The following is a 20,765-nucleotide window of genomic DNA, read 5'->3' on the forward strand; positions in this document are numbered from 1 at the left end:
CAACCGATGGAAATTGTCATTGTCGACAGTGCGGAGGCGGCCGGCACCGTTGTTGCCGACATCTTCGAACACGCGGTGCATTCAGGTGCACGGACTTTGGGCCTGGCGACAGGATCTTCACCGCTCTCGGTGTACCGCGAACTCGCGCGCCGTCACCGCGAGGAAGGGTTGAGTTTTGCCGGCGTGCAGGCGTTCCTGTTGGACGAATACGTCGGCCTGCCGGAAGGCCATCCGGAGTCGTATGCCCAGGTGATCCGCACCGAGCTGGTGAATCACCTGGACCTGGACGCGGCAAGGGTATTCAGCCCCGACGGAACCGCGCCGGATCCATTTGCCGCCGCGGCGGCCTACGACCGGGCGATTGCGTCGAATGGTCCGGTGGACGTTCAACTTCTGGGCATCGGCGGCAACGGTCATATCGGTTTCAACGAACCGACGTCCTCACTGAATTCGAGGACCAGGGTCAAGACGCTGACGGAACAGACTCGAACCGACAACGCCCGGTTCTTCGAGAGTCCGGGCGACGTACCACGGCACGTGATCACCCAGGGACTCGGAACTATCTGCGAAGCAAAGCATCTGGTGATGATCGCGACCGGCGAGCACAAGGCCGCTGCGATTGCCGCTGCCGTCGAGGGGCCGCTGGCCGCGGTGTGCCCGGCATCGGTCCTCCAACTGCATCCACACGCGACGGTGGTGATCGACGATGCAGCGGCATCACAGCTTCGGCTCACCGAGTTCTACAAAACGGTGTCTGCGCACAAACCGCTTGCTCAGCACTACTGAGATATCGGGCTAGACGGGCTCTCGCGTCTTCTCGAGGCCGAGTGCCATTTCGGGAGTGAGTAATTGGAAGTCGGATTCTCCACGCCGTCGGATCCACACCGGATCGGAGGTGTTCCAGCGTTCGGCGCTCTGCGTTCGAGTGACCACCTTGAACGTCGCCGTTCTCGGGAACTCACTGCACACTCGGATCAAGGTCGGCTTCTGCTTCGGCCCGAGTTCCGGCCGGGAATCGATGTATTCGGCTACGGCTGCCGGGTCGAAGTTGTCAACGTCGCCGACCGGAATCACCGACGCCATGACGCGGTCGCCGACGTCGCTGTCGGGGACTGCGTACACGGACACCTGCGCGAAGCCCGGGTAACCGACCAGGGAGCGTTCGATGGGTGCGGCACCGATGTTCTCGCCGTCCACTCGCAGCCAACCGGAACTGCGTCCCGCGAAGTAGACGTAACCGTCGACGTCGGTGTACGCCAGATCGCCACTCCAGTACTGGCCGTTGCGCATTCGCTCGGCGTCGGCTTCCGGGTTCTTGTAGTACCCGGCGAATGTGCCTGGGCCGGTGACATTGACCAGTTCACCAGTTGCCTCGTCGGCGTTGGTGATCCGGCCGTCGGCATCGAAGACTGCTGGCGGGCATGGCGCTCCGGTGTCGGGATCGAGGATCTTGACGCCGTCCGGGAGCAGTCCGAGGGCGCCTGGCCGGGGAACCGGTGCCGCGGAGATCGAAATGCCGCCCTCGGTGGAACCGAACCCGTCGATGACGCGAGCGTCGAAGCGCCGGACGAAGGTGGCGACGGCGGGCGCCGAACCCTCGTTGCCGTACATGATCTTCAAGGTGTTGTCCCGCTCGTTCGGCACCTCGGGGGTGGAAGCGATGAAGGACAACGGCTTTCCGACGTAGTTGGAGTACGTGATTCCGTACTTGTGAACGTCGGGTAGAAAACCCGAAGCGGAGAACTTGCGTCGCATGGCAATTCCCGCACGAGCGTGCAGCGCGACCGTCCACGCCGCCATCATCGCGTTGGAATGGAACATGGGCATCGCCATGTAGACGACGTCGTCGGCGCCGAGCCCGAAACGATCGGCAAGCATGACCCCGGGAGAGGCCAACTTGTGGTGCGTGCACCGAACCGCTTTGGGATCACCGCTGGTTCCGGAAGTGAAGATGAGCATCAACAGATCGTCGGGCTGCGCCGTCGATGCGTAGGCCGGCGTATCGGCGAAGGGCGCCAACAATTCCGCCCAGGCCGGAGAATCCACGTTGATCACCCGGACGTCGCCGAGATCGACGTCGTCGAGTAGATGTGCCTGGTTGTTCTCGGTGAAGATGACCTGGCAGTCGGAGAGCGCAATGTCTCGCGCCAATGCCGGGCCGCGCCTGGTCGTGTTCAGCCCGGCGGCGACCGAACCCGAGAACGATGCCGCTCCGAGCAGCAGCGAGAACTCGGGGACGTTCTCCATCAGAAGTCCGAAATGCCTGGGGCGCGTTCGATCGAGCAGCGTGTCCAGCAGCGCTGCTCGATCGAACGAGCCTTGAACGTGCTCGCGCCAGGTGATGACCTGGTCCTCGAAACGGATACCGCGGTCGTCGATCTCGCTGACTCCGAGGAGTAGATCGGAAACAGTGGGGCTCTGACTCATAGCTGCATCATCATCGATTCGTCTCGGACCAGGTCATGGATTTCCACTCGGTGGGACGCACTCAGGCAGGGACTGCGGCAAGTTCCTTGCCCAGTGCGCGAAGCTGATCTGTTGCGTTGCCGAGCAGGAACTCGTGATGCTTGGCCGCGAGGAAGTAGCGGTGAACAGGATGGTCCTCGTCCAGACCGACACCGCCGTGAACGTGAACAGCGGTGTGCCCGACGCGGTGTCCCGCATCTGCAGCCCAGAACTTGGCCGTCTGTACAGCGCCGTCGGAAGGAAGTCCTTCGCTCAGACGCCACGCGGCAGCCCACAGAGTCAGACGGACACCCTTGACGTCGATGTATCCGTCTGCGAGGCGCTGGGCCACGGCCTGGAAACTACCGATCGGTCGACCGAACTGCACACGCTCGGTGGCATATTCGGCGGTCAGCTTCAACGCTTGATCGAGCACTCCGTACTGGTAGGCGGTCGAACCGAGCTGAATTCGCTCGACGATCCACGCCGCGATGTCCGATCCCTGGGCAACCGAGCCGAGAACACGATCGGCCGGGATCTGCACCGAATCGAATTCGACGAGACCCGCGCTCGAGAAATCTGTGGTCGATTGCCTGGTAATGCTCACGCCCGCGTCCGACGGTTCGACGAGGAAGACCGCGACGCCGTCCTCGGTGATGGCGGGGACGAGGAACAGATCTGCGAGCGGTGCACTGTCGACGGTGATCTTGGCTCCGTCGATGCGCCAACCTTCGGCGGTCTTCTCGGCACGCGTGACGGGGTGGGCCGGGTCGTCGTTGTATTCCTCGGCGAGGGCCGCGGTGAGTATCTTCTCGCCGGCGGCGGCGGCGCTCGCCCATTCGTCTCGCTGCTTGTCCGAGCCGAATTCCGCTATCGCTGCGGCGGACCCGACGATGGACGTCAGGAACGGAACGGCTGAAACACCGCGTCCGAGTTCGGCCAGGATGCTGCACTGCTCGAGGACCCCGAATCCGTCTCCGCCGACCGACTCCGGAAGGGCCGCACCGAGGACGCCGGCCGAGGCCAGAGCGTTCCACAAGATGGCGTCGAAGCGGTCTTCCGCGGCGTCGAGTTCACGAAGGCGATCGTTGGTGACCAGTTCGGTGACTACGGATCGTGTCAGGCCGGACAGGTCCTGCTGGGCCTCGGTAAGGGTGAATTCCATGATCGTGGGTCCTTATCGCTTCGATGCGGGAAGCCGCAGAGCTGTCATTCCGATGATGTCGCGTTGCACTTCGTTGGTACCGCCGCCGAACGTCAGGATCAGCGAAGAACGATGCATACGTTCGATGCGGCCGCGCAGAAGGGCTCCGGGGGAGTTCTGCCTGATCGTGGCGGAGGATCCGAGGATTTCCATCAGCAAGCGGTAAGCCTCGGTGGCGAATTCGGTACCGAACACCTTGTTGGCGGACGCAGCTTCGGGGCCGGGAGCGTGATCGGTTGCGGAGGCGATTTCCCAGTTCATCAACTTCAGGTACTCGGCTTTGGCATGCACGCGAGCCAGATTGATCTGCACCCATTCCTGGTCGATCATGCGTCGGCCGTCGGGCAGCTTGGTGTTCTGTGCCCACTCACGGACCTCACGCTGCGCGGTCAGAATCGGTCCGGCCGAGGTGAGGGCAACGCGCTCGTGGTTGAGCTGATTGGTGATCAGTGCCCAGCCGCCGTGTTCCTGACCCACGATCGACGACGCCGGGACCCGCACGTCCTGGTAGTAGGTGGCGCTGGTGTCGGGGCCGGCCATGGTGTGAACCGGTGTGTAGGAGAAGCCTTCTGCCGTGGTGGGGACGATCAGCATGCTGATTCCCTTGTGCTTCTTGGCTTCCGGATCGGTGCGGCACGCCAACCACACGTAATCGGCGTACTGGATCAGGCTGGTCCACATCTTCTGCCCGTTGATGACGTAATCGTCACCGTCACGGACCGCCGACGTGCGCAGAGAGGCCAGGTCGGTGCCGGCCTCGGGCTCGGAGTAGCCGATCGCGAAGTGGAGCTCACCGCGAGAGATCTTGGGCAGGAAGAAGGCCTTCTGCTCGTCCGTACCGAAATGCATGATTGTCGGCGCTACCGAATTGATCGTCAGGAACGGCACCGGTGCACCGGCGATGGCGGCTTCGTCGGTGAAGATCAGCTGGTCCATCGCGGAGCGTTCCTGTCCGCCGTACTCTTTCGGCCAACCCAGGGTGAGCCAGCCGTCCTGGCCCATCTGCGCGACGACTTCGCGGTACACATTGCCTTCGCCGTACTCACCCGTCGTGGCGGCGAGCGCTTCACGCCGCTCGGGAGTCATCAGTTGTGCGAAGTAGGCACGCAACTCCTCCTGGAGCTGTTGCTGCTCAGGGGTGTAGGTGATGTGCATGGTTACCTCTCCGTAGAGATACGAATCAAAGCGTCAACCATTCGATTGACACAGGTTCTATCGATGCGTACATCGGCGACAAGGGACGCTCTCGCCGTCGCCGGCGGATCGTTCGACGTCCGTTCTCGGTACTTTTTCGAATCATTGCACACGACTGAAACAGGTTCTAGTGTTATCGCCAGGAACGGTGTGCGGCACAGCCCTGCGGCACTCGTTTCGTATCCGTGTTCGTGTGAGCAGTTGTGAGTAGAGAAGAGGAATCGCCATGGAGGTCAGGGTTGATCTGGACCGTTGCGAGGCAAACGGTGTGTGCGTCGGGATCGCGCCCGATATTTTCGACCTCGACGACAACGAGGAGCTCGTGATCAGTTCTGTGCGCCCACCGGAGGATCGCTGGGAGGATGTCCGTTCCGCGATCGCTCAGTGCCCGCGCGCGGCACTGACCGAACATCCGTGACGATGGTTGCCCAAAACAAGAACACGTTCTAAAGTTGCGAACTCGTGGGTCACGGCAATCGAGCCGGGTAACTCGACACACGACCGCAGAGAACCGGGAGAGCGCTTCGATGAATGCTGTGAACAGCCCAGAAACCAGTCTCGAAGGCAAGGTCGCCATCGTGACCGGTGCCGGATCGGGGCTTGGAAAGTTCGAGGCCATCGGTCTGGCGAAGGCCGGTGCTTCGTTGGTCGTCAACGATCTGGCCCCGAACGAGGCCGTCGAAGCGACGCTCGAGGAAATCCGTGGTCTCGGTGCCAAGGTCGAATTCGTGGCAGGCAACGTCGGTGAGCGTTCTACTGCCGACGCACTGATGGAAGCAGCGCAGGGTCAGTTCGGCAGTGTCGACATCGTCGTCAACAATGCAGGGGTCGTACGCGACCGGATGCTGTTCAACATGTCCGACGAAGACTGGGATCTCGTACTCGAAGTGCACCTTCGCGGCCATTTCCTCTTGTGCCGCAACGCCGCTGCCTACTGGCGGGCGAAATCCAAGGAAGCCGGGGCGCCGGTGTACGGGCGCATCGTCAACACTTCTTCGGAGGCGGGTCTCCTCGGACCGGAAGGGCAGCCCAACTACGGCGCTGCAAAAGCCGGAATCACGGCGCTGACGTTGTCGGCCGCACGTGGGCTCTCGCGCTACGGCGTACGGGCCAACGCGATCTGCCCGCGGGCACGGACGTCGATGACCGAAGGCGTGTTCGGCGACGCGCCGGCCGACGGCATGGATCCGCTCTCGCCCGAGCACGTGGCTTCGCTCGTCTCGTACCTGGCATCACCAGCGGCTGACGCCGTCAACGGTCAGGTATTCGTGGTGTACGGACCGATGGTTGCGCTGATGGCGGCGCCCGTCGTCGAGCAGAGGTTCGACGCAGAGGGAGATTCCTGGTCGCCGGAAACGCTGTCCGCAGTGATGGGTGACTACTTCGCAGGCCGTGACCCGGCAAAGATGTTCTCGGCATCGGCGGCCTTGAGGGCGCTGGGCTGAACGGTGCTCGCGACACGTAGAACCGTTGTTCGCACTCAGACGGTCTGCGTGTCCACTTCCTGGTAGAAATAGCGTGTTCACGAGTCGGTGGGCGCGGCAGCTTGCCTGCGTTCTGTAACGAGACCAACGGTCTCGAAAAAACTGGACTGTGTTCCAATTTTGCATTCCTGCGAACGATGCGATATTCGATCGGCGTGCCCAGTCAAGGCTCTCGCATGGCTGATTTTCGAACCTGGCGCCGAAAGGCGCCGATCATTCAAAAGTATTAATTTCCAGGATATTTCGGCGAAAATCACATCGAAAAGGGATGCTTCCCATGTCTCCGATCTTCCGGTTTCGGATCGGCGCCGTGAGGCTACTCCTTAGAGTTGGACACTTGTTTTTGACAGGTGAACACGTTCTAGTTAATATGACCTGAGTCACAAGCTGTCGGGGGCTGGACTATGAGAACAGACAGTACTGCGGCAACCAAGGACGAGGAGGGCGAATGGTAGACCTCGTCGAGGTGCCATTACGAGCGGTCGGTGGCTTCTTTCAGATGTCCGCCCAAACCTTGAGGGCAGTCTTCTCCCGCCCTTTCCAGCGGCAAGAGTTCATCGATCAGGCCTGGTTCGTGGCCCGAGTCTCGATGGTGCCGACGGTGCTGGTCGCAATCCCGTTCACGGTGCTGGTCAGCTTCACCATCAACATTCTCTTGCGCGAGATCGGTGCAGCCGACCTCAGTGGTGCCGGAGCTGCCCTCGGCACCGTCACACAGGTCGGCCCCATCGTCACAGTGCTGATCGTCGCCGGCGCCGGCGCAACCGCCATCTGCGCGGATCTTTCGGCCCGAACCATCCGCGAAGAGATCGACGCCATGAAGGTGCTCGGGATCAATCCCATCCACCGGTTGGTCGTTCCCCGAGTGCTCGCGTCGACAGGTGTGGCGCTGCTTCTCAACGGACTGGTCTGCACCATCGGCATCCTCGGCGGTTTCGTCTTCTCCGTGTTCATCCAGGACGTGAACCCCGGCGCGTTCGTCAACGGCATCACACTGCTCACCGGATTCGGTGAGCTCATGCTCTCCATGGTCAAAGCAGGGCTGTTCGGCATGATCGCCGGCCTGGTTGCGGCCTACCTCGGACTCAACGTCAAAGGCGGCGCCAAGAGCGTCGGTGACGCGGTCAACCAGACCGTCGTGTTCGCGTTCATGGCGCTCTTCGTCGTCAACGTGCTCATCACGACCATCGGTATCAAGTTGACGGCCGGATGAGGCCCACGGCAGTCGGAGAGATCGAAGTGGACAGAACGACAAACGACAGACGGGAGGAGATCTGATGGCGTTGGCCGCAGCGGGACGCTTCCCGCGCACACGTCGACAGATCGGCTCGATCTCTCGCAGTATCGACAGCATCGGTGATCAAGCGCTGTTCTTCGCGAAGGCTCTCGGTCACGCTCCCAAGGCGCTGATGCGCTATCCACGTGAAACTCTGCGACTGATCGCCGAGATCAGCATGGGCACCGGTGCGCTCGCCGTCATCGGTGGCACCGTCGTGATCGTCGGATTCCTGACGCTGTTCACCGGTGGCACCATCGCCGTTCAGGGTTACAGCTCGCTGGGCAACATCGGCGTCGAAGCACTGACGGGCTTCTTCGCCGCCTTCATCAACGTTCGCATCGCAGCGCCGGTCATCGCCGGAATCGGCCTCGCCGCGACCATCGGCGCCGGCTCCACCGCGCAGCTCGGTGCGATGCGCGTCTCCGAAGAGATCGACGCGCTGGAGACGATGGCGATCCCGTCGATTCCGTATCTGGTCAGCACCCGCGTCATGGCCGGCATGATCGCGATCATCCCGCTGTACTCACTGGCGGTCATCGCGTCGTTCGTCGCCAGCCGCTTTGCGACGGTGTTCCTCTACAACCAGTCCGGCGGCGTGTACGACCACTACTTCACGACCTTCCTGATACCCACGGACATACTGTGGTCGTTCGCCCAGGCGATAGTCATGGCGCTGGCCGTCATGCTCATCCACACCTACTACGGCTTCAACGCAACCGGTGGCCCGGTCGGCGTCGGTGTCGCGGTGGGTAACGCAGTGCGCGCCTCGTTGATCGCGGTCGTCACGGTCACCCTGCTCATCTCACTCGCCATCTACGGCGGGTCCGGCAACTTCAACCTGTCGGGATAGGCGGGCAAGCGATGACCGTACCCAGATGGCACAAGAAGTTGGCCGCAGCCGGCCTGGTCCTCGGACTCGTGGCGATCGTCGCCGTTGCTCTCACCATGTTCTCGGGTGGGTTCACCAAGAGCACGCCCATCACCGTGACGTCCACGCGTGCCGGCCTGGTCATGGAACCGAATGCGAAGGTGAAGCTGCGCGGAGTGCAGGTCGGCCGCGTCGAATCGATCTCCCTCGTCGGGGACCAGGCAAACCTGAAGTTGGCGATGGATCCGGGCCAGATGTCGAAGATTCCGTCGAACGCCCGGGTGGAGATCAAGACCACCACGGTGTTCGGTGCGAAGTACGTCAACATCGTGATTCCCGACGATCCGTCGACCCAGTCGATCCAGGAGGGTGCTGTCATCGCTTCGGACAGCGTCACCGTCGAGTTCAACAGTGTCTTCGAACATCTTTCGGACGTACTCGCGAAGATCGAACCGGAAAAGCTCAACGCCACACTCGGCGCGATCTCCACCGCACTCAACGGGCGCGGCGAGTCGCTGGGTGAGGTTCTCGAGCTCGGTGACACCTATCTGAAGAAGATGAATCCGGTTCTGCCGCAGCTCCAGGAAGACTTGGTCGGCGCCGCCGATGTCACCAATCTGTACGCCGACGTGGCACCGGATCTGATGCGCATTCTCGACAATGCCACCGCGACAAGCGGATCGATCGTGGCGGAGCAGGCAAACCTCGACTTGCTGTTGCTCAACGTCACCGGCCTCGCGGACACCGGCAACGCGTTGTTGACCGACAACGAGCAGAACCTGACCACCGCCCTCGACACTCTGACCGCGACGACGACCCTGCTCGACAAGTACTCGTCAGGTCTGACGTGCTTCATCGTCGGGTTGAACGACGGCCGGATCAAGTTCGAGCCACTGGCAGGCACCGGTGACAAAGCGGCACTGATGCTGAGTGCGAGCTTCATGTACGGCGCCGAGGCGTACCAGAATCCGCAATCTCTCCCCAAGGTCGCGGCCTCCGGCGGACCCAATTGTTATGGTCTGCCCGAATTCGATCCGAAGGTCGACGGGCATGCACCGTTCGCAGTCACCAACACCGGCAACGTGCCCTTCGTTCCCAACACCGAACTGCGCGTTACCGTGCCGACCATTTTCCAGTATCTCTTCGGTGACTCCTACGAGCAGGAAGACGGGAAGTGATGAGACCGACCACGGTCAAGCTGCTGATTTTCACCGTCGTCATGGCGGTCATCTTCGCCGGACTGGCGATCGTCTTCAGTCAGGTGCGCTTCAGCAGCAGCAACGGATTTCACGCCACCTTCTCGGACGTCTCGGGACTCAAGTCCGGCGACAAGGTCCGCATCGCCGGTGTTCCGGTCGGGTCGGTCACCGGAGTGTCCATCGGTGACTCCAACCAGGCCGAGGTCGAGTTCGACGTCGACACCAAGTACTCGCTGATGAAGAGCACCAAAGCGACTGTGCGCTACGAGAACCTGGTGGGCGATCGCTACATGGAACTGCTCGAGGGCGCCGGTTCCACCGAGATGCTTCCGTCGGGAGGATCCATTCCGGTCGATCAGACGTCGCCCGCTCTCGATCTGGATCTGCTGCTCGGCGGATTCAAGCCGCTGCTTCGTTCGCTCGACCCGCAGCAGGTCAACGACCTCTCCGGGGCCCTGCTGCAGGTACTCCAGGGCCAGGGCGGAACGCTGGTTTCGTTGCTGGGAAACACCAGTTCGTTCACCAGAACGTTGGCGGACCGAGACCAGCTGATCGGGGACGTCATCACCAATCTCAACGACGTACTCGGCACCATCAACGACAAGGGCGATCAGTTCTCCACCACGATCGATCAGCTCCAGCAGTTGGTCAGTGGATTGGCGAAGGACAGTGGCCCGATCGGTAATTCGATCACCGAGATCGCCGGTGCCACGGGAGATCTCGCGTCGTTGCTGCAGGCGACACGTCCGGACATCCAGACGCTGATCGGGGAGACCAACCGAACGATGACGCAGCTGGACCTGGGCAAGGACGACATCAACACCGCTCTCGATCGTCTGCCGTCCGACTACCGGAAGCTGATCCGAGTGGGCACGTACGGAGCGTTCTTCCAGTTCTATCTGTGCGCCAACACTTTCAAGTTCTCCGGACCCGACGGGACGACGATCATCTTGCCCACGGCAGTTCAGGACACGGGAAGGTGCGCAAAAGTCTCATGACCCCAACCCGTGAACGTAATCCGGTACAGATCGGTGTCATCGGTCTCGTCCTGGCGGTGGCAACCGTCGGTGCCGCGCTTCAATACGATCAACTCCAGTTCATCAACGGTGGCATTCGCTACTCGGCGTACTTCCAAGATGCCGGCGGCCTGGTCACCGGCGACGACGTGACCATGGCCGGCGTGAAGGTCGGCAAGGTCAGCGACGTCGAACTCGACGACCAGAAGGTGTTGGTCACCTTCACCGTTCAGGACGGTGTCGCCCTGGGCGAGCAGACAGCGGCTGATATCAAGACCAACACGGTTCTCGGGCGAAAGTCGTTGGCGGTACGGCCGGAAGGATCCGGACTGTTGCGGACGGACACGCCGATTCCGGTCGAACGCACCAACTCCCCGTACTCGCTCAACGACGCTCTGGGTGACCTCGGGACGACGGTGTCCGAACTCGACACGGAACAGATCAACGATTCGCTCAACGCGATCTCGGACACGCTGGCCGATACTCCGCCCGAACTGCGCACCGCGTTGGACGGAATGACGCGGCTTTCGCAGAGCATCAACTCACGCGACGAGAGCCTGCTCCAATTGCTCTCGCGGGCCGAAGATGTCACCAAGATCCTCTCCGACAGAAGCGGTCAGATCGATTCGTTGCTGGTCGACGGCAACAAGCTGTTTGCCGAACTGAGCTTGCGGCGTGACGCGATCAGCGAACTGATCGTCAACACCGGCGCAGTCTCACGTCAACTGTCAGCGCTGGTGCAGGAGAACGAGGCTCAGATGGGGCCGACCCTCGAGAAGCTGAATTCGGTCGCCGAGGTTCTCCAGCAGAACAAGGACAACATCGCGGGAGCGCTCGACGGACTCGGACCGTACATCACCGCGCTCGGTGAGACCGTGGCCAGCGGCCCGTTCTTCGACGCCTTCATCATCAACATTCTGCCGAGCAACTGGTGGAAGACCCTGGTGGACACCAGCGTCGCGCCCGAGCAGGTTCCGGGCGACCTGGAAGACTTCTTCCCCGGTATTCCACCGACGATCAGGGGGCCGGGAGAATGACCGAGACCATGACTTCACAGGATCCACAGGGCTCCACCAACCCACGCAAGAAGTGGGTGCTGATCGGAGCGGGTGTGCTGGTCGCGCTGCTCGTCGCCGGTGCGGCCTACCTCTTCATCCCTGGCCTGGGCAAGACCAAGATCTCCGCGCACTTCGTCTCGACCACCGGTCTCTACGAGGGCGATGTCGTGCGAGTGCTCGGTGTCAACGTCGGCAAGGTGACCAAGATCGAACCGCGTGATCGGGACACCTACGTCGAGATGAAGATCGATTCGAGCGTCGACGTTCCGGCAGATGCCAAGGCGCTCATCGTTGCTCAAAGCCTCGTGTCCGCACGCTTCGTGCAATTGACCCCCGTGTACTCCGGCGGGGAACAGATGCCCAACGGCGGCGAGATCCCGATCGAGCGCACCGCCGTTCCGGTGGAGTGGGACGAGATCAAGACCGAACTGACCAAACTGTCGGACGCACTCGGACCGGAGGGTCTGGACGATCAGGGTTCCCTCGGTCGATTCATCGACACCGTGGGAACGAACCTCGACGGTAACGGTGAGTCGATTCGGTCGACGCTGCGCGAACTCTCGGCCACGATGCACACGCTGTCCGAAGGCCGGACCGATTTGTTCTCCACCATTCGGAACCTGCAGGCGTTTGTCACTGCGTTGTCCTCGAGCAACGAGCAGATCGTGCAGTTCAGCGGTCACCTCGCTTCGGTGACAAGCGTTCTCGCAAGCAGCTCCGACGAGTTGGGTACCGCCCTCAGTGATCTCGACCTGGCCGTCGGCGACGTCCAGCGGTTCGTCAAGGACAACAGCGAGGGACTGAGCGAATCGGTTGCGCGTCTCGCCGATGCCACTCAGGTACTGACTGACAAGCGCCCGGAGATCGAGCAGGTTCTGCACTCCGGACCGACGTCGCTTGCCAACTTCTATCAGATCTACAAGCCGGCTCAGGGCAGTATGACCGGCGCAATTGCACTGAGTAACTTCAAGAATCCGATCCAGTGGATCTGTGGTTCCATCGAAGGTATCGAGAGTGGTAACTCCCAGAACAGTGCCGACCTGTGTAAGCAGTACCTCGGGCCGGTGCTCAGCACGATGATCGGCAACTACCCCGGATTCCTGTTCAACCCGGTCGCGGGTGTGCAGGCTTTCCCGGATCAGATCGTCTACACCGAGCCGGGATTGGAAGCGGCAAGTCAGAATCAGCCGGAAACCGTCGCAGGACCGATGTCGGGTGCTCCCATGACGAGTGTTCCCAAGGATCTCGCCGAACTCTTCAACATGGGCGGAGGGAACTGATGCGGGTAGCTCGCAAGACCACGGTTGCGGTGTTGGCCACGGCAGTGGCTCTCGGCGCCAGCGGTTGTGAATGGAACGGTCTCAACTCGGTGCCGATGCCAGGCACTCAAGGCCGGGGCGAAGGCGCATACGAGGTTCAGATCGAGATGCCGAACGTGACTACGCTGTCGCAGAATTCGCCCGTCCGGGTGGATGACGTGGCAGTGGGAAGCGTTTCGAACATCGAGGTTCAAGGCTGGCACGCTCTGGTGACGGTGTCGCTGAATCCCGAGGTTCAGTTGCCGGCCAACGCGACGGCAAAAATCGGTCAGACCAGCTTGCTCGGCTCTCAGCACATCGAGTTGGCGCCGCCGGTAGGGGAGGAGCCCGAGGGCCGACTCGAAGCCGGTGACCTGATTCCGATCGAGCGGGCGGGCGCTTACCCGACGACGGAACAGACGCTGTCGTCGCTGTCGGTGGTACTGAACGGCGGCGGTCTCGCTCAGGTTCAGGACATCACGAAGGAACTCAACGCCGCTCTCGGTGGGCGTGAAGATTCGGTTCGCGACCTCCTGCCTCAGCTCGATCAGCTGGTCGGCAGTCTGGACAAGCAACGGGGCGACATCGTTTCGGCGATGGAGGGACTCGATCGACTGTCCTCGACGGTCCAGGCCCAGCACGACACCCTGAACAAAGCACTCGAAGGTATTCCGCCGGCACTCGAGGTTCTTGTCGCTCAGCGTCAGGACATCACCAACGCCTTGACCTCCCTCGGTGGTCTCAGCGAGGTGGCCAGTCGCGTCATCCAGGAGAGCGGTGACGATTTCGCGACCAACGTTCGCGCGCTGTCGCCGACTCTGAAAGCGTTGGCGGATTCGGGCAACGCTCTCACGCAGGTTCTCGGAGTCCTCTTGACGTTCCCGTTCCCACAGAACGGAATCGACAACGTCATTCGCGGTGACTACGCCAACCTGGCCATGACCATCGACATCTCGCTGCCCCGACTGGACGCGAACTTCCTCACCGGAACTCCGTTGGCCGGAACGCTCTCCGGACCGGAAGGCGTGTTGGGTAAGCAGGCCGGGCTGGCCGGACAGACAGGCAACCCGTTGAGCGATCCGCTCAAGCCTGCCGCACCGCCCGCACAGGCCCCTGCCGGACAGGCTCCCGCAGGACAGGCTCCGGCAGCGGATCCGAATACCATTCAGATTCCGGGACTTCCGCCGATCAACATTCCAGGACTTCCTCAGGGGGCACCGGCACCATGATGCTCACAAAGTTCGTCCGCATCCAGCTCATCATCTTCGCCGTCTTGACGGTCGTCGGTTTGATAGTGATGGCCACTCAGTACGTGCGTGTTCCCGCTATGGTCGGTATCGGCCGATACGACGTCACCGTCGAATTGCCCGCCACCGGTGGGCTGTACAAGAACTCGAACGTCACCTACCGCGGTCAGACCATCGGCGTCGTGAACGCGGTGGAGTTGTCGGAAACGGGCGTGAATGCGCGTCTGTCTCTCGAGAGCGGCGTCAAGGTGCCCTCGGACGTCGACGCTGCGGTCAAGAGTGTGTCGGCGATCGGCGAGCAGTTCGTCGATCTGATTCCGCACACCGACAGCTCCGGAGCGATCGTGGTCGACGGGCATCTGGAAAACGGATCGGTGATTCCCGAAGACCGAACCAGCATTCCGCAGGATGTCGGCGCGATGCTCGATCAGGCAGATCTGTTGCTGCAGAGCATTTCCGACACCAAGCTCAAGACCGTCATCGACGAATCCTTCAAGGCGTTCAACGGTGCCGGCCCGGATCTGCAGAAGCTGATCGACTCGGCTCGGCTGTTCGTCGAAGAGGCGAACAACAACTCCGACGCGACCAAGACCCTGATCGAGCAGGCCGGTCCACTCCTGGACACCCAGGTGGTCAGCAGCGACGCCATCCGTTCCTGGACAAGCAATCTGGTGACGTTCACCGATCAGCTCCGAGCCAGCGACCCTGATCTGCGTGCCGTCATCCAGAAGGGGCCGGCGGCAGCGGCGGAGGCGAATGCTCTTCTGCAAGACATGCAGCCGACATCGCCGATTCTTCTGGCGAACCTCGTGTCCGTCGGACAGGTCGGCGTGATCTACAACAACGCGATCGAGCAGATTCTGGTCATCTACCCGCCGCTGGCCGCGGCGCTGGTCACGGTGGCAGGCTCCGGCCCGGCTGCGGATGGTGCACTGGTGGACTTCCACATGGAGGTCAACGACCCGCCGCCGTGCACTACAGGATTCCTGCCCGCAGAGCAGTGGCGCAGTCCGAAGGACGAATCACCGATCGAGACGCCGTCGGATCTCTTCTGCCAGGTTGCCCAGGATTCGCCGATCGCCGTGCGCGGCGCGAGAAACCTTCCCTGCGAGGAGTATCCGGGACGTCGTGCGCCGACGGTCGAACAGTGCCGTTCCGGCTACGTACCGATGGGCACGAACCCGCAATCCGGGCCTCCGGAACCGATTACCGCGACCCCGAGCTCGTACACGTCGACGCCTTCGGTCTCGGCTCGTCGGTACGATCCGATTACAGGCACGTACATCGGGCCGGACGGAAGGACGTACTCGCAACCGAACCTCGGTGGCGGCGACGTCAGTCTCGAACAGTTCATGAAGGGTCAGCAGGGTTGATGACAGACGAAGATCCACAGGCCGGGCAGCGGGTGCGCCGTCGCGCGTCCCGCAGCGCCGGACCCACGGGTGCGGATGCAGACGCTGCCGCGGTAGTAGTGCCCACCGAAAAGAAGTCGGCCGAACAGAAGCCAGCCGAGCAGAAGGCGGCTGAGCAGAAGGTGGCTGAGCAGAAGGCGGCGGCGCCAGTTGCTTTGGGCAAGCCCGATACTCCACCTGAGAAGGTCGTCAGCGGTGATCAGGTCACGACCGAGGCTGAGCCGACCGGTACCGCCGAAACCCCCGCAGAAACTGCTGTGGACACCCCTGTTCGTTCGAAGCCCAAGGCCGGGTTGGTAGTCGGGATCGCCATTGCTTCGGTGATCGCTGTTGCTCTTGCGGCCCTGACGGTGTTTCTTCTCGTCGACCGGAACAAGGCGTCCAATGCCGACGAGGACCGAGCCCGCTACGTGGCCGGTGCCCGGACCACCGCACTGAATCTGACGACACTGCACGCGGATACAGCGGCTGCCGACCTCGACAAGTTCCTCGCCGGCACCACCGACGAGTTCAAGTCGCAGTTCGACGGACGCAAGGATTCGTTTGTCAACGTCCTCGGGCAGGCCGGAGTTCAGACCGACGGCGAGGTGCTCGAAGCCGGGTTCGAGAAATCCGACGGCGATTGCGGGACTTCATTGGTCGCGGTGCGTGCGATGCAGAAGAACGGCGACGAAGCGCCCGCTGAACGCAACTACCGACTCCGAATCACCATGTGCGACGTCGACGGGCAATTGCGTGCCTCGAATGCGGAGTTTGTGCCATGACCCCAGAAGTGAACCCCGAGACGTCCAAGCAAGTTTCGCCGAAGCCGAAGCGCGCCTCACCGCTCGCCATCATCCTGTGCGTCATCAGTGCAGTGGCCATCGCGTTGGCGGCAGTGTCGGCGTATCTCTACTTCGGTCCGGACGGAACGCGTGACACCGCAGCGATCGATCAGACCAGAGACGAAGTGGCACAGGCCTCTTCCGATCAGGCGGTAGCGATGTTCCAGTACGACTACAACAACGTCGACCAGCAGTTGCATGCAGCCACAGACGGTTTGACGGGCGATTTTCAAGGCACGTTCACCAACCTGATCGAGTCGGTGATCATTCCGGGAGCCAAGGAAAAGTCGCTGACCGTTCAGGTCGTCGTCCAGGGCGCCGCGGTTCTCGACGCCGAGGCAGACAGCGCGACGACGATGCTGTTCCTCAATCAGATCACGACGTCTTCGGAATCGCCCGAAGCCGTTGCCAGTGGCAGTCGCGTGAAGATGAGTCTGGAGAAGCAGGACGGGCGTTGGCTCGTGAACAACGTCCAACCCTTCTGATCAAACACACGAAGGCTGGAGTCGGGTACGAAAGAGGCTGGGGCCGCGGATATTCACTCTCCGCGGCCTCAGCCTTTGTGCACTGTCCTCAGTGGTCTTGGGCTTCGGCCGGGGCGATCAGCGCCGGGCCTGCGGCACCGCCGTGTGCGAGCGCGTCGAGGAACGAGCGCGCCCAGCGGTCGACGTCGTGCGTCAGGACCTGACGACGTAGCGCACGCATGTGGCGCCGGCCGTCCTCGCGCGGTTGATTGAGGGCCTTCTCCATCGAATCCTTGACGTCGTCGAGGTCGTGAGGATTGCACAGGAATGCCTGGCGGAGTTCTGCTGCGGCACCGGTGAATTCGCTGAGCAGCAATGCACCACCCAGATCACTGCGGCAGGCGACGTATTCCTTCGCGACGAGGTTCATGCCGTCACGCAGCGGCGTGACGAGCATGAGATCGGCGGCGACGAAGAACGCGACCAGTTCGTCGCGTGGGATCGGCCGATGGATGTAATGGACGACGGGGCGGCCGACTTCGCTGAACTCGCCGTTGATCCGGGAGACCTTCTGCTCGATGTCTCCGCGCATCTGTACGTAGCTTTCGACGCGTTCGCGGCTCGGGGTCGCCAGCTGCACCATGACGGTGTCGGCGGGATCGATGCGCTTCTCCATGAGAAGTTCGTGGAGCGCAGCGAGCCTGACGTCGATGCCTTTGGTGTAGTCGAGGCGGTCGACGCCCAGCATGATGTGCTTGGGGTTTCCGAGTTCTTTGCGAATCTGCTTGGCGCGGTCTCGAATTGCCTTGGTGCGCGAGAGCTCGTCGAGCTTGCCGGAGTCGATGGAGATAGGGAAGGCGCCGACGCGGACGCTACGGAAACCTACTTGCACCACACCGAGTTTGGAGCGGACGCCGACGGTTCCACGTGAAGTCTGTTGCCCGGCAAGGCGTCTGGCCAGGTACAGGAAGTTCTGTGCGCCACCCGGAAGGTGGAAGCCGATGAGGTCGGCGCCGAGGAGGCCTTCGACGATCTCGGTGCGCCACGGCATCTGCATGAACAGCTCGACCGGGGGAAACGGAATGTGCAGGAAGAAGCCGATGGTCAGGTCGGGGCGCAGCATCCGCAGCATCTTCGGTACCAACTGCAGCTGGTAGTCCTGGATCCAGACTGTCGCGCCCTGTGCCGCTGCCTTGGAGGTGGCTTCGGCGAATCGCCGGTTCACCTCGACGTAGGCGTTCCACCATTCGCGGTGGTACTCGGGTTTGACGATGACGTCGTGATAGAGCGGCCAGAGGGTGGCGTTGGAGAATCCCTCGTAGTACTCGTTGATCTCCTCGGCGCTCAGCGGCACGGGGTAGAGCTCGAGCCCGTCTTCGACGATGGGGTCGAGCTCGGCGTCCGCCACCCCCGCCCAGCCCACCCACGCGCCTTGATTGCTGCGCAGGATCGGCTCGAGAGCGGTGACCAGTCCGCCGGGGCTTCGCTTCCAGCGGGTGGTGCCGTCGGGAAGCCGTTCCAAGTCGACGGGCAGGCGGTTCGCTACGACAACGAACTCAGCCTGCCCGGACACGGCTTCACCGGTCGAAGAAGCAGGTGCGCTGTCAGAAAGGGTTGAACTGGTCGAATCCGGACTGACAGGCACGTGGTTCCTTCTCGGTCGGTGAGGGAAAGATTCAGTCGAGCTTGGCGGCGGGGGAGATACCGAGCATCGAGAGCAGCATCCTGCACTCGTCGGCATCTTCCGCGTAGGCAGCGACGACGCGCTGTGCCTGACGAGCAGTTTCGTCCGCTACGGGCTCGAGGTCCTCGTCCGCGATCTCGGTTTCGACGGTCGTGTTCTCAGCCATCATGTTCCTCTCGTGCTTGCCTGCACGGCGCAAGCAATGGTTCTTACTCGCGACTCTATGAGAACTGGGCGTGTCGACGCTAGTTGCTCATGTATTAGGGTCGACTTACTTATCTCTGTACTCAACTTTATCGCTTCCATCGATGCTTGGAGTTCCATGAGTTCGACCCCCTCGAGTGTGACCGTCGACTCGGACGAGCCGGATAGTGGCAATCACAGCGGTGCTGCGATTTTGCGACGTGTCCTCGTCCGTAACCGTGGCCCGCTCGCCATCGGCACGGTTCTGGTCTGTCTGCACCAACTGACCGAGACGGCGGTGCCGATCTCCATCGGTGTGATCATCGACCGTGCGGTGGAGACTTCGGACACCACGGCCCTGATCGTCTCCATCGTCGGTCTCGCGGCTCTCTTTCTCGTTCTGACGGCCGCCTGGCGCTTCGGCGCACGCTTCATCGTCACCGCGATGCAGCAGGAGGCTCATCGCCTCCGGCTCGAGGTGGCGCACCGCGTCCTCGATCCGCGTGGGGTGCGCACCGATCTGCGTTCGGGTGAATTGCTGACAGTCTCGACATCCGATGCCGAGCAGACTTCGTGGATCGCGGACATCGTCCCGCGCGCCGCTGCGGCCCTGACAGCTGCGGTGGCGTCGGCGGTGGCGTTGGTGTGGATCGACCTCTGGCTGGGGCTGGCCGTTCTGATCGGAACGCCGGTCATTCTCGGTCTGCTGCAATTGGCGGCGCCTCTCATCACGTCGAGGGCCACCGGCCAGCAGGCGTCGATCGCTCGGGCGTCGGCGATGGCTACGGATCTGGTCAGCGGATTGCGTCCGCTGCGCGGTATCGGCGGCGAGAAGACCGCGTCGGCGCGCTACCGCACGGTCAGCCGTCAAGCGCTCGCATCGACGATCGGCACGGCCAAGGCGACCGGTATCTACACCGGCGTTGCCGCGACCATCAGTGCGTTGCTCGCGGTCGGTGTTGCGGGCTTCGCGGGATACTTCGCGTTGCAGGGCCGGATCACGGTCGGTGAACTGATCACCGTGGTGGGGCTTGCGCAGTTCATCATCGAACCGCTCGGCTTGCTTGCGTCCATTCCCGGATACTTCGCGGTGGCGCGAGCGTCGTCGGATCGACTGGCACTGGTCTTGGACGCGGAGCCACTGCGTGGCGCGGGTTCGCAGACCGAACTCGAAGGCACCGACCTGACTCTCGACAGAGTCGAGTACAAATCGCTCAAGGGCATCGACCTGCATCTGCCTGCCGGAGAACTGCTGGGCGTCGTGGCTTACCAGCCGCAGGACGCCGACGCTCTTGTCGCGGTCCTGTCCGGTCAGCTGGCGCAGGACGCGTATCGCGGAGTGGTGAGGGTTGGCGGAATCAGCCTGTCCGACATGGACTTGCGATTGGCACGTCGGACGGTGTTGGTGGAGCCGCACATCACCGATCTGTTCTCCGGGTCGCTTGCGTCGAACGTCACCGCGGGCGCCGGTGATGCCGCTGCTCTCGACATCCAGAGTGCTCTGGTGGCGTCGGCAGCGGCGGATGTCGTCGACGCACATCCGGACGGTCTCGACCTCGAAGTGACCGATCGGGGCGCCAGTTTGTCGGGAGGCCAGCGGCAACGCGTCGCCCTCGCGCGCGCCTTGGTGGCACAGGCACCCGTGATGGTCCTGCACGATCCGACGACGGCGGTGGACGCGGTTACCGAGGCATCGATCGCCGAAGGAATCGCACAACTGCGGCACGAGGGTGCCGGTGGCATCCACACGACGGTATTGATCACCAGCAGCCCCGCCTTGCTGGCCGTGACGGATCGGGTGATCGTGTTGAACGACGGAGTGATCGCCTCGACGGGCACACATTCCGAACTCTCTCGCGGCGACGCGAACTACCGAGGAGCGGTGCTGCGGTGACGGCCACGGACA

Annotated in this window: 19 protein-coding genes; 14 read left to right on the top strand and 5 right to left on the bottom strand. The window is 62.4% G+C overall.

Going from position 1 to position 20,765, the window contains the following annotated elements:
• The first annotated feature begins 6 nt into the window (after positions 1–6).
• Positions 7–786, top strand: coding sequence for a glucosamine-6-phosphate deaminase (gene nagB / locus M0639_RS04580; RefSeq protein WP_064073834.1), 780 nt, complete (start codon positions 7–9; stop codon positions 784–786).
• A 9-nt stretch (positions 787–795) separates the two neighbouring features.
• On the opposite strand, the gene M0639_RS04585 is transcribed toward nagB, so the two are convergent.
• The 3 genes from M0639_RS04585 to M0639_RS04595 all read right to left on the bottom strand — a co-directional run bounded on the left by M0639_RS04585 (position 796) and on the right by M0639_RS04595 (position 4,804).
• Entirely contained in the window at positions 796–2,427 is a 1,632-nt protein-coding gene (locus M0639_RS04585; RefSeq protein ID WP_064073833.1) for a long-chain-fatty-acid--CoA ligase, read from the bottom strand.
• Positions 2,428–2,488: 61 nt separating this feature from the next.
• Positions 2,489–3,610, bottom strand: coding sequence for an acyl-CoA dehydrogenase family protein (locus tag M0639_RS04590; protein WP_064073832.1), 1,122 nt, complete (start codon positions 3,608–3,610; stop codon positions 2,489–2,491).
• A gap of 12 nt (positions 3,611–3,622) precedes the next feature.
• Positions 3,623–4,804 (bottom strand): acyl-CoA dehydrogenase family protein, encoded by a 1,182-nt coding sequence (locus M0639_RS04595; RefSeq protein ID WP_003945878.1) that lies wholly within the window; start codon positions 4,802–4,804, stop codon positions 3,623–3,625.
• Positions 4,805–5,069: 265 nt separating this feature from the next.
• On the opposite strand from M0639_RS04595, the gene M0639_RS04600 reads away from it, so the two are divergent.
• From M0639_RS04600 to M0639_RS04655, 12 genes are all read left to right on the top strand, one after another.
• Entirely contained in the window at positions 5,070–5,261 is a 192-nt protein-coding gene (locus M0639_RS04600) for a ferredoxin (protein WP_007734330.1), read from the top strand.
• Positions 5,262–5,370: 109 nt separating this feature from the next.
• Positions 5,371–6,288 carry a 3-oxoacyl-ACP reductase gene (locus M0639_RS04605; RefSeq protein WP_003945439.1) on the top strand — a complete coding sequence of 306 codons (918 nt, stop codon included), beginning with the start codon at positions 5,371–5,373 and terminating at the stop codon, positions 6,286–6,288.
• Positions 6,289–6,775: 487 nt separating this feature from the next.
• Positions 6,776–7,540: an MlaE family ABC transporter permease gene (locus M0639_RS04610; RefSeq protein WP_003945687.1), complete on the top strand. Its 765-nt coding sequence runs from the start codon at positions 6,776–6,778 to the stop codon at positions 7,538–7,540.
• 64 nt (positions 7,541–7,604) lie between these two features.
• Positions 7,605–8,456 carry an MlaE family ABC transporter permease gene (locus M0639_RS04615; RefSeq protein ID WP_003945759.1) on the top strand — a complete coding sequence of 284 codons (852 nt, stop codon included), beginning with the start codon at positions 7,605–7,607 and terminating at the stop codon, positions 8,454–8,456.
• 11 nt (positions 8,457–8,467) lie between these two features.
• Positions 8,468–9,652 carry an MCE family protein gene (locus M0639_RS04620; RefSeq protein WP_054825144.1) on the top strand — a complete coding sequence of 395 codons (1,185 nt, stop codon included), beginning with the start codon at positions 8,468–8,470 and terminating at the stop codon, positions 9,650–9,652.
• Positions 9,652–10,671, top strand: a complete 1,020-nt coding sequence (locus tag M0639_RS04625; RefSeq protein ID WP_064073831.1) for an MCE family protein — start codon at positions 9,652–9,654, stop codon at positions 10,669–10,671. The genes M0639_RS04620 and M0639_RS04625 overlap by 1 nt, the downstream gene beginning before the upstream one ends.
• Positions 10,668–11,726, top strand: a complete 1,059-nt coding sequence (locus M0639_RS04630) for an MCE family protein (protein WP_003945728.1) — start codon at positions 10,668–10,670, stop codon at positions 11,724–11,726. The genes M0639_RS04625 and M0639_RS04630 overlap by 4 nt, the downstream gene beginning before the upstream one ends.
• The gene (locus M0639_RS04635) at positions 11,723–13,027 is read left to right on the top strand and encodes an MCE family protein (protein ID WP_007734341.1); all 1,305 of its coding nucleotides are present in this window, start codon (positions 11,723–11,725) and stop codon (positions 13,025–13,027) included. Before M0639_RS04630 ends, M0639_RS04635 begins: the two co-directional genes overlap by 4 nt.
• On the top strand, positions 13,027–14,274 hold the full coding sequence (locus tag M0639_RS04640; RefSeq protein WP_042920418.1) for an MCE family protein: 1,248 nt from the start codon (positions 13,027–13,029) through the stop codon (positions 14,272–14,274). Before M0639_RS04635 ends, M0639_RS04640 begins: the two co-directional genes overlap by 1 nt.
• Positions 14,271–15,665: an MCE family protein gene (locus M0639_RS04645; protein WP_064073830.1), complete on the top strand. Its 1,395-nt coding sequence runs from the start codon at positions 14,271–14,273 to the stop codon at positions 15,663–15,665. Before M0639_RS04640 ends, M0639_RS04645 begins: the two co-directional genes overlap by 4 nt.
• The gene (locus M0639_RS04650) at positions 15,665–16,468 is read left to right on the top strand and encodes a hypothetical protein (protein ID WP_082893128.1); all 804 of its coding nucleotides are present in this window, start codon (positions 15,665–15,667) and stop codon (positions 16,466–16,468) included. Before M0639_RS04645 ends, M0639_RS04650 begins: the two co-directional genes overlap by 1 nt.
• Entirely contained in the window at positions 16,465–17,013 is a 549-nt protein-coding gene (locus M0639_RS04655; protein WP_007734345.1) for a hypothetical protein, read from the top strand. The genes M0639_RS04650 and M0639_RS04655 overlap by 4 nt, the downstream gene beginning before the upstream one ends.
• An 88-nt stretch (positions 17,014–17,101) precedes the next feature.
• Here M0639_RS04655 and M0639_RS04660 read toward each other — a convergent pair whose 3' ends face one another.
• Positions 17,102–18,565 carry an alpha,alpha-trehalose-phosphate synthase (UDP-forming) gene (locus M0639_RS04660; protein ID WP_085989962.1) on the bottom strand — a complete coding sequence of 488 codons (1,464 nt, stop codon included), beginning with the start codon at positions 18,563–18,565 and terminating at the stop codon, positions 17,102–17,104.
• A gap of 103 nt (positions 18,566–18,668) precedes the next feature.
• Complete coding sequence (locus tag M0639_RS04665) at positions 18,669–18,842, bottom strand: hypothetical protein (protein ID WP_164490548.1); 174 nt, start codon at positions 18,840–18,842, stop codon at positions 18,669–18,671.
• 156 nt (positions 18,843–18,998) lie between these two features.
• Here M0639_RS04665 and M0639_RS04670 point away from each other — a divergent pair, with 156 nt between their 5' ends.
• Positions 18,999–20,753 (top strand): ABC transporter ATP-binding protein, encoded by a 1,755-nt coding sequence (locus tag M0639_RS04670; protein WP_082239007.1) that lies wholly within the window; start codon positions 18,999–19,001, stop codon positions 20,751–20,753.
• The last annotated feature ends 12 nt before the right edge of the window (positions 20,754–20,765 follow it).

Origin of the sequence: Rhodococcus qingshengii JCM 15477 (assembly GCF_023221595.1) — a bacterium.
In the GTDB taxonomy this organism is placed as follows: Bacteria; Actinomycetota; Actinomycetes; order Mycobacteriales; family Mycobacteriaceae; genus Rhodococcus_F; species Rhodococcus_F qingshengii.

Bases quoted from the DNA above. Each gene is read 5' to 3' on its own strand.
- nagB (WP_064073834.1), top strand. From the start codon at position 7: ATGGAAATTGTCATTGTCGACAGTGCGGAGGCGGCCGGCACCGTTGTT.
- M0639_RS04585 (WP_064073833.1), bottom strand. From the start codon at position 2,427: ATGAGTCAGAGCCCCACTGTTTCCGATCTACTCCTCGGAGTCAGCGAG.
- M0639_RS04590 (WP_064073832.1), bottom strand. From the start codon at position 3,610: ATGGAATTCACCCTTACCGAGGCCCAGCAGGACCTGTCCGGCCTGACA.
- M0639_RS04595 (WP_003945878.1), bottom strand. From the start codon at position 4,804: ATGCACATCACCTACACCCCTGAGCAGCAACAGCTCCAGGAGGAGTTG.
- M0639_RS04600 (WP_007734330.1), top strand. From the start codon at position 5,070: ATGGAGGTCAGGGTTGATCTGGACCGTTGCGAGGCAAACGGTGTGTGC.
- M0639_RS04605 (WP_003945439.1), top strand. From the start codon at position 5,371: ATGAATGCTGTGAACAGCCCAGAAACCAGTCTCGAAGGCAAGGTCGCC.
- M0639_RS04610 (WP_003945687.1), top strand. From the start codon at position 6,776: ATGGTAGACCTCGTCGAGGTGCCATTACGAGCGGTCGGTGGCTTCTTT.
- M0639_RS04615 (WP_003945759.1), top strand. From the start codon at position 7,605: ATGGCGTTGGCCGCAGCGGGACGCTTCCCGCGCACACGTCGACAGATC.
- M0639_RS04620 (WP_054825144.1), top strand. From the start codon at position 8,468: ATGACCGTACCCAGATGGCACAAGAAGTTGGCCGCAGCCGGCCTGGTC.
- M0639_RS04625 (WP_064073831.1), top strand. From the start codon at position 9,652: ATGAGACCGACCACGGTCAAGCTGCTGATTTTCACCGTCGTCATGGCG.
- M0639_RS04630 (WP_003945728.1), top strand. From the start codon at position 10,668: ATGACCCCAACCCGTGAACGTAATCCGGTACAGATCGGTGTCATCGGT.
- M0639_RS04635 (WP_007734341.1), top strand. From the start codon at position 11,723: ATGACCGAGACCATGACTTCACAGGATCCACAGGGCTCCACCAACCCA.
- M0639_RS04640 (WP_042920418.1), top strand. From the start codon at position 13,027: ATGCGGGTAGCTCGCAAGACCACGGTTGCGGTGTTGGCCACGGCAGTG.
- M0639_RS04645 (WP_064073830.1), top strand. From the start codon at position 14,271: ATGATGCTCACAAAGTTCGTCCGCATCCAGCTCATCATCTTCGCCGTC.
- M0639_RS04650 (WP_082893128.1), top strand. From the start codon at position 15,665: ATGACAGACGAAGATCCACAGGCCGGGCAGCGGGTGCGCCGTCGCGCG.
- M0639_RS04655 (WP_007734345.1), top strand. From the start codon at position 16,465: ATGACCCCAGAAGTGAACCCCGAGACGTCCAAGCAAGTTTCGCCGAAG.
- M0639_RS04665 (WP_164490548.1), bottom strand. From the start codon at position 18,842: ATGGCTGAGAACACGACCGTCGAAACCGAGATCGCGGACGAGGACCTC.
- M0639_RS04670 (WP_082239007.1), top strand. From the start codon at position 18,999: ATGAGTTCGACCCCCTCGAGTGTGACCGTCGACTCGGACGAGCCGGAT.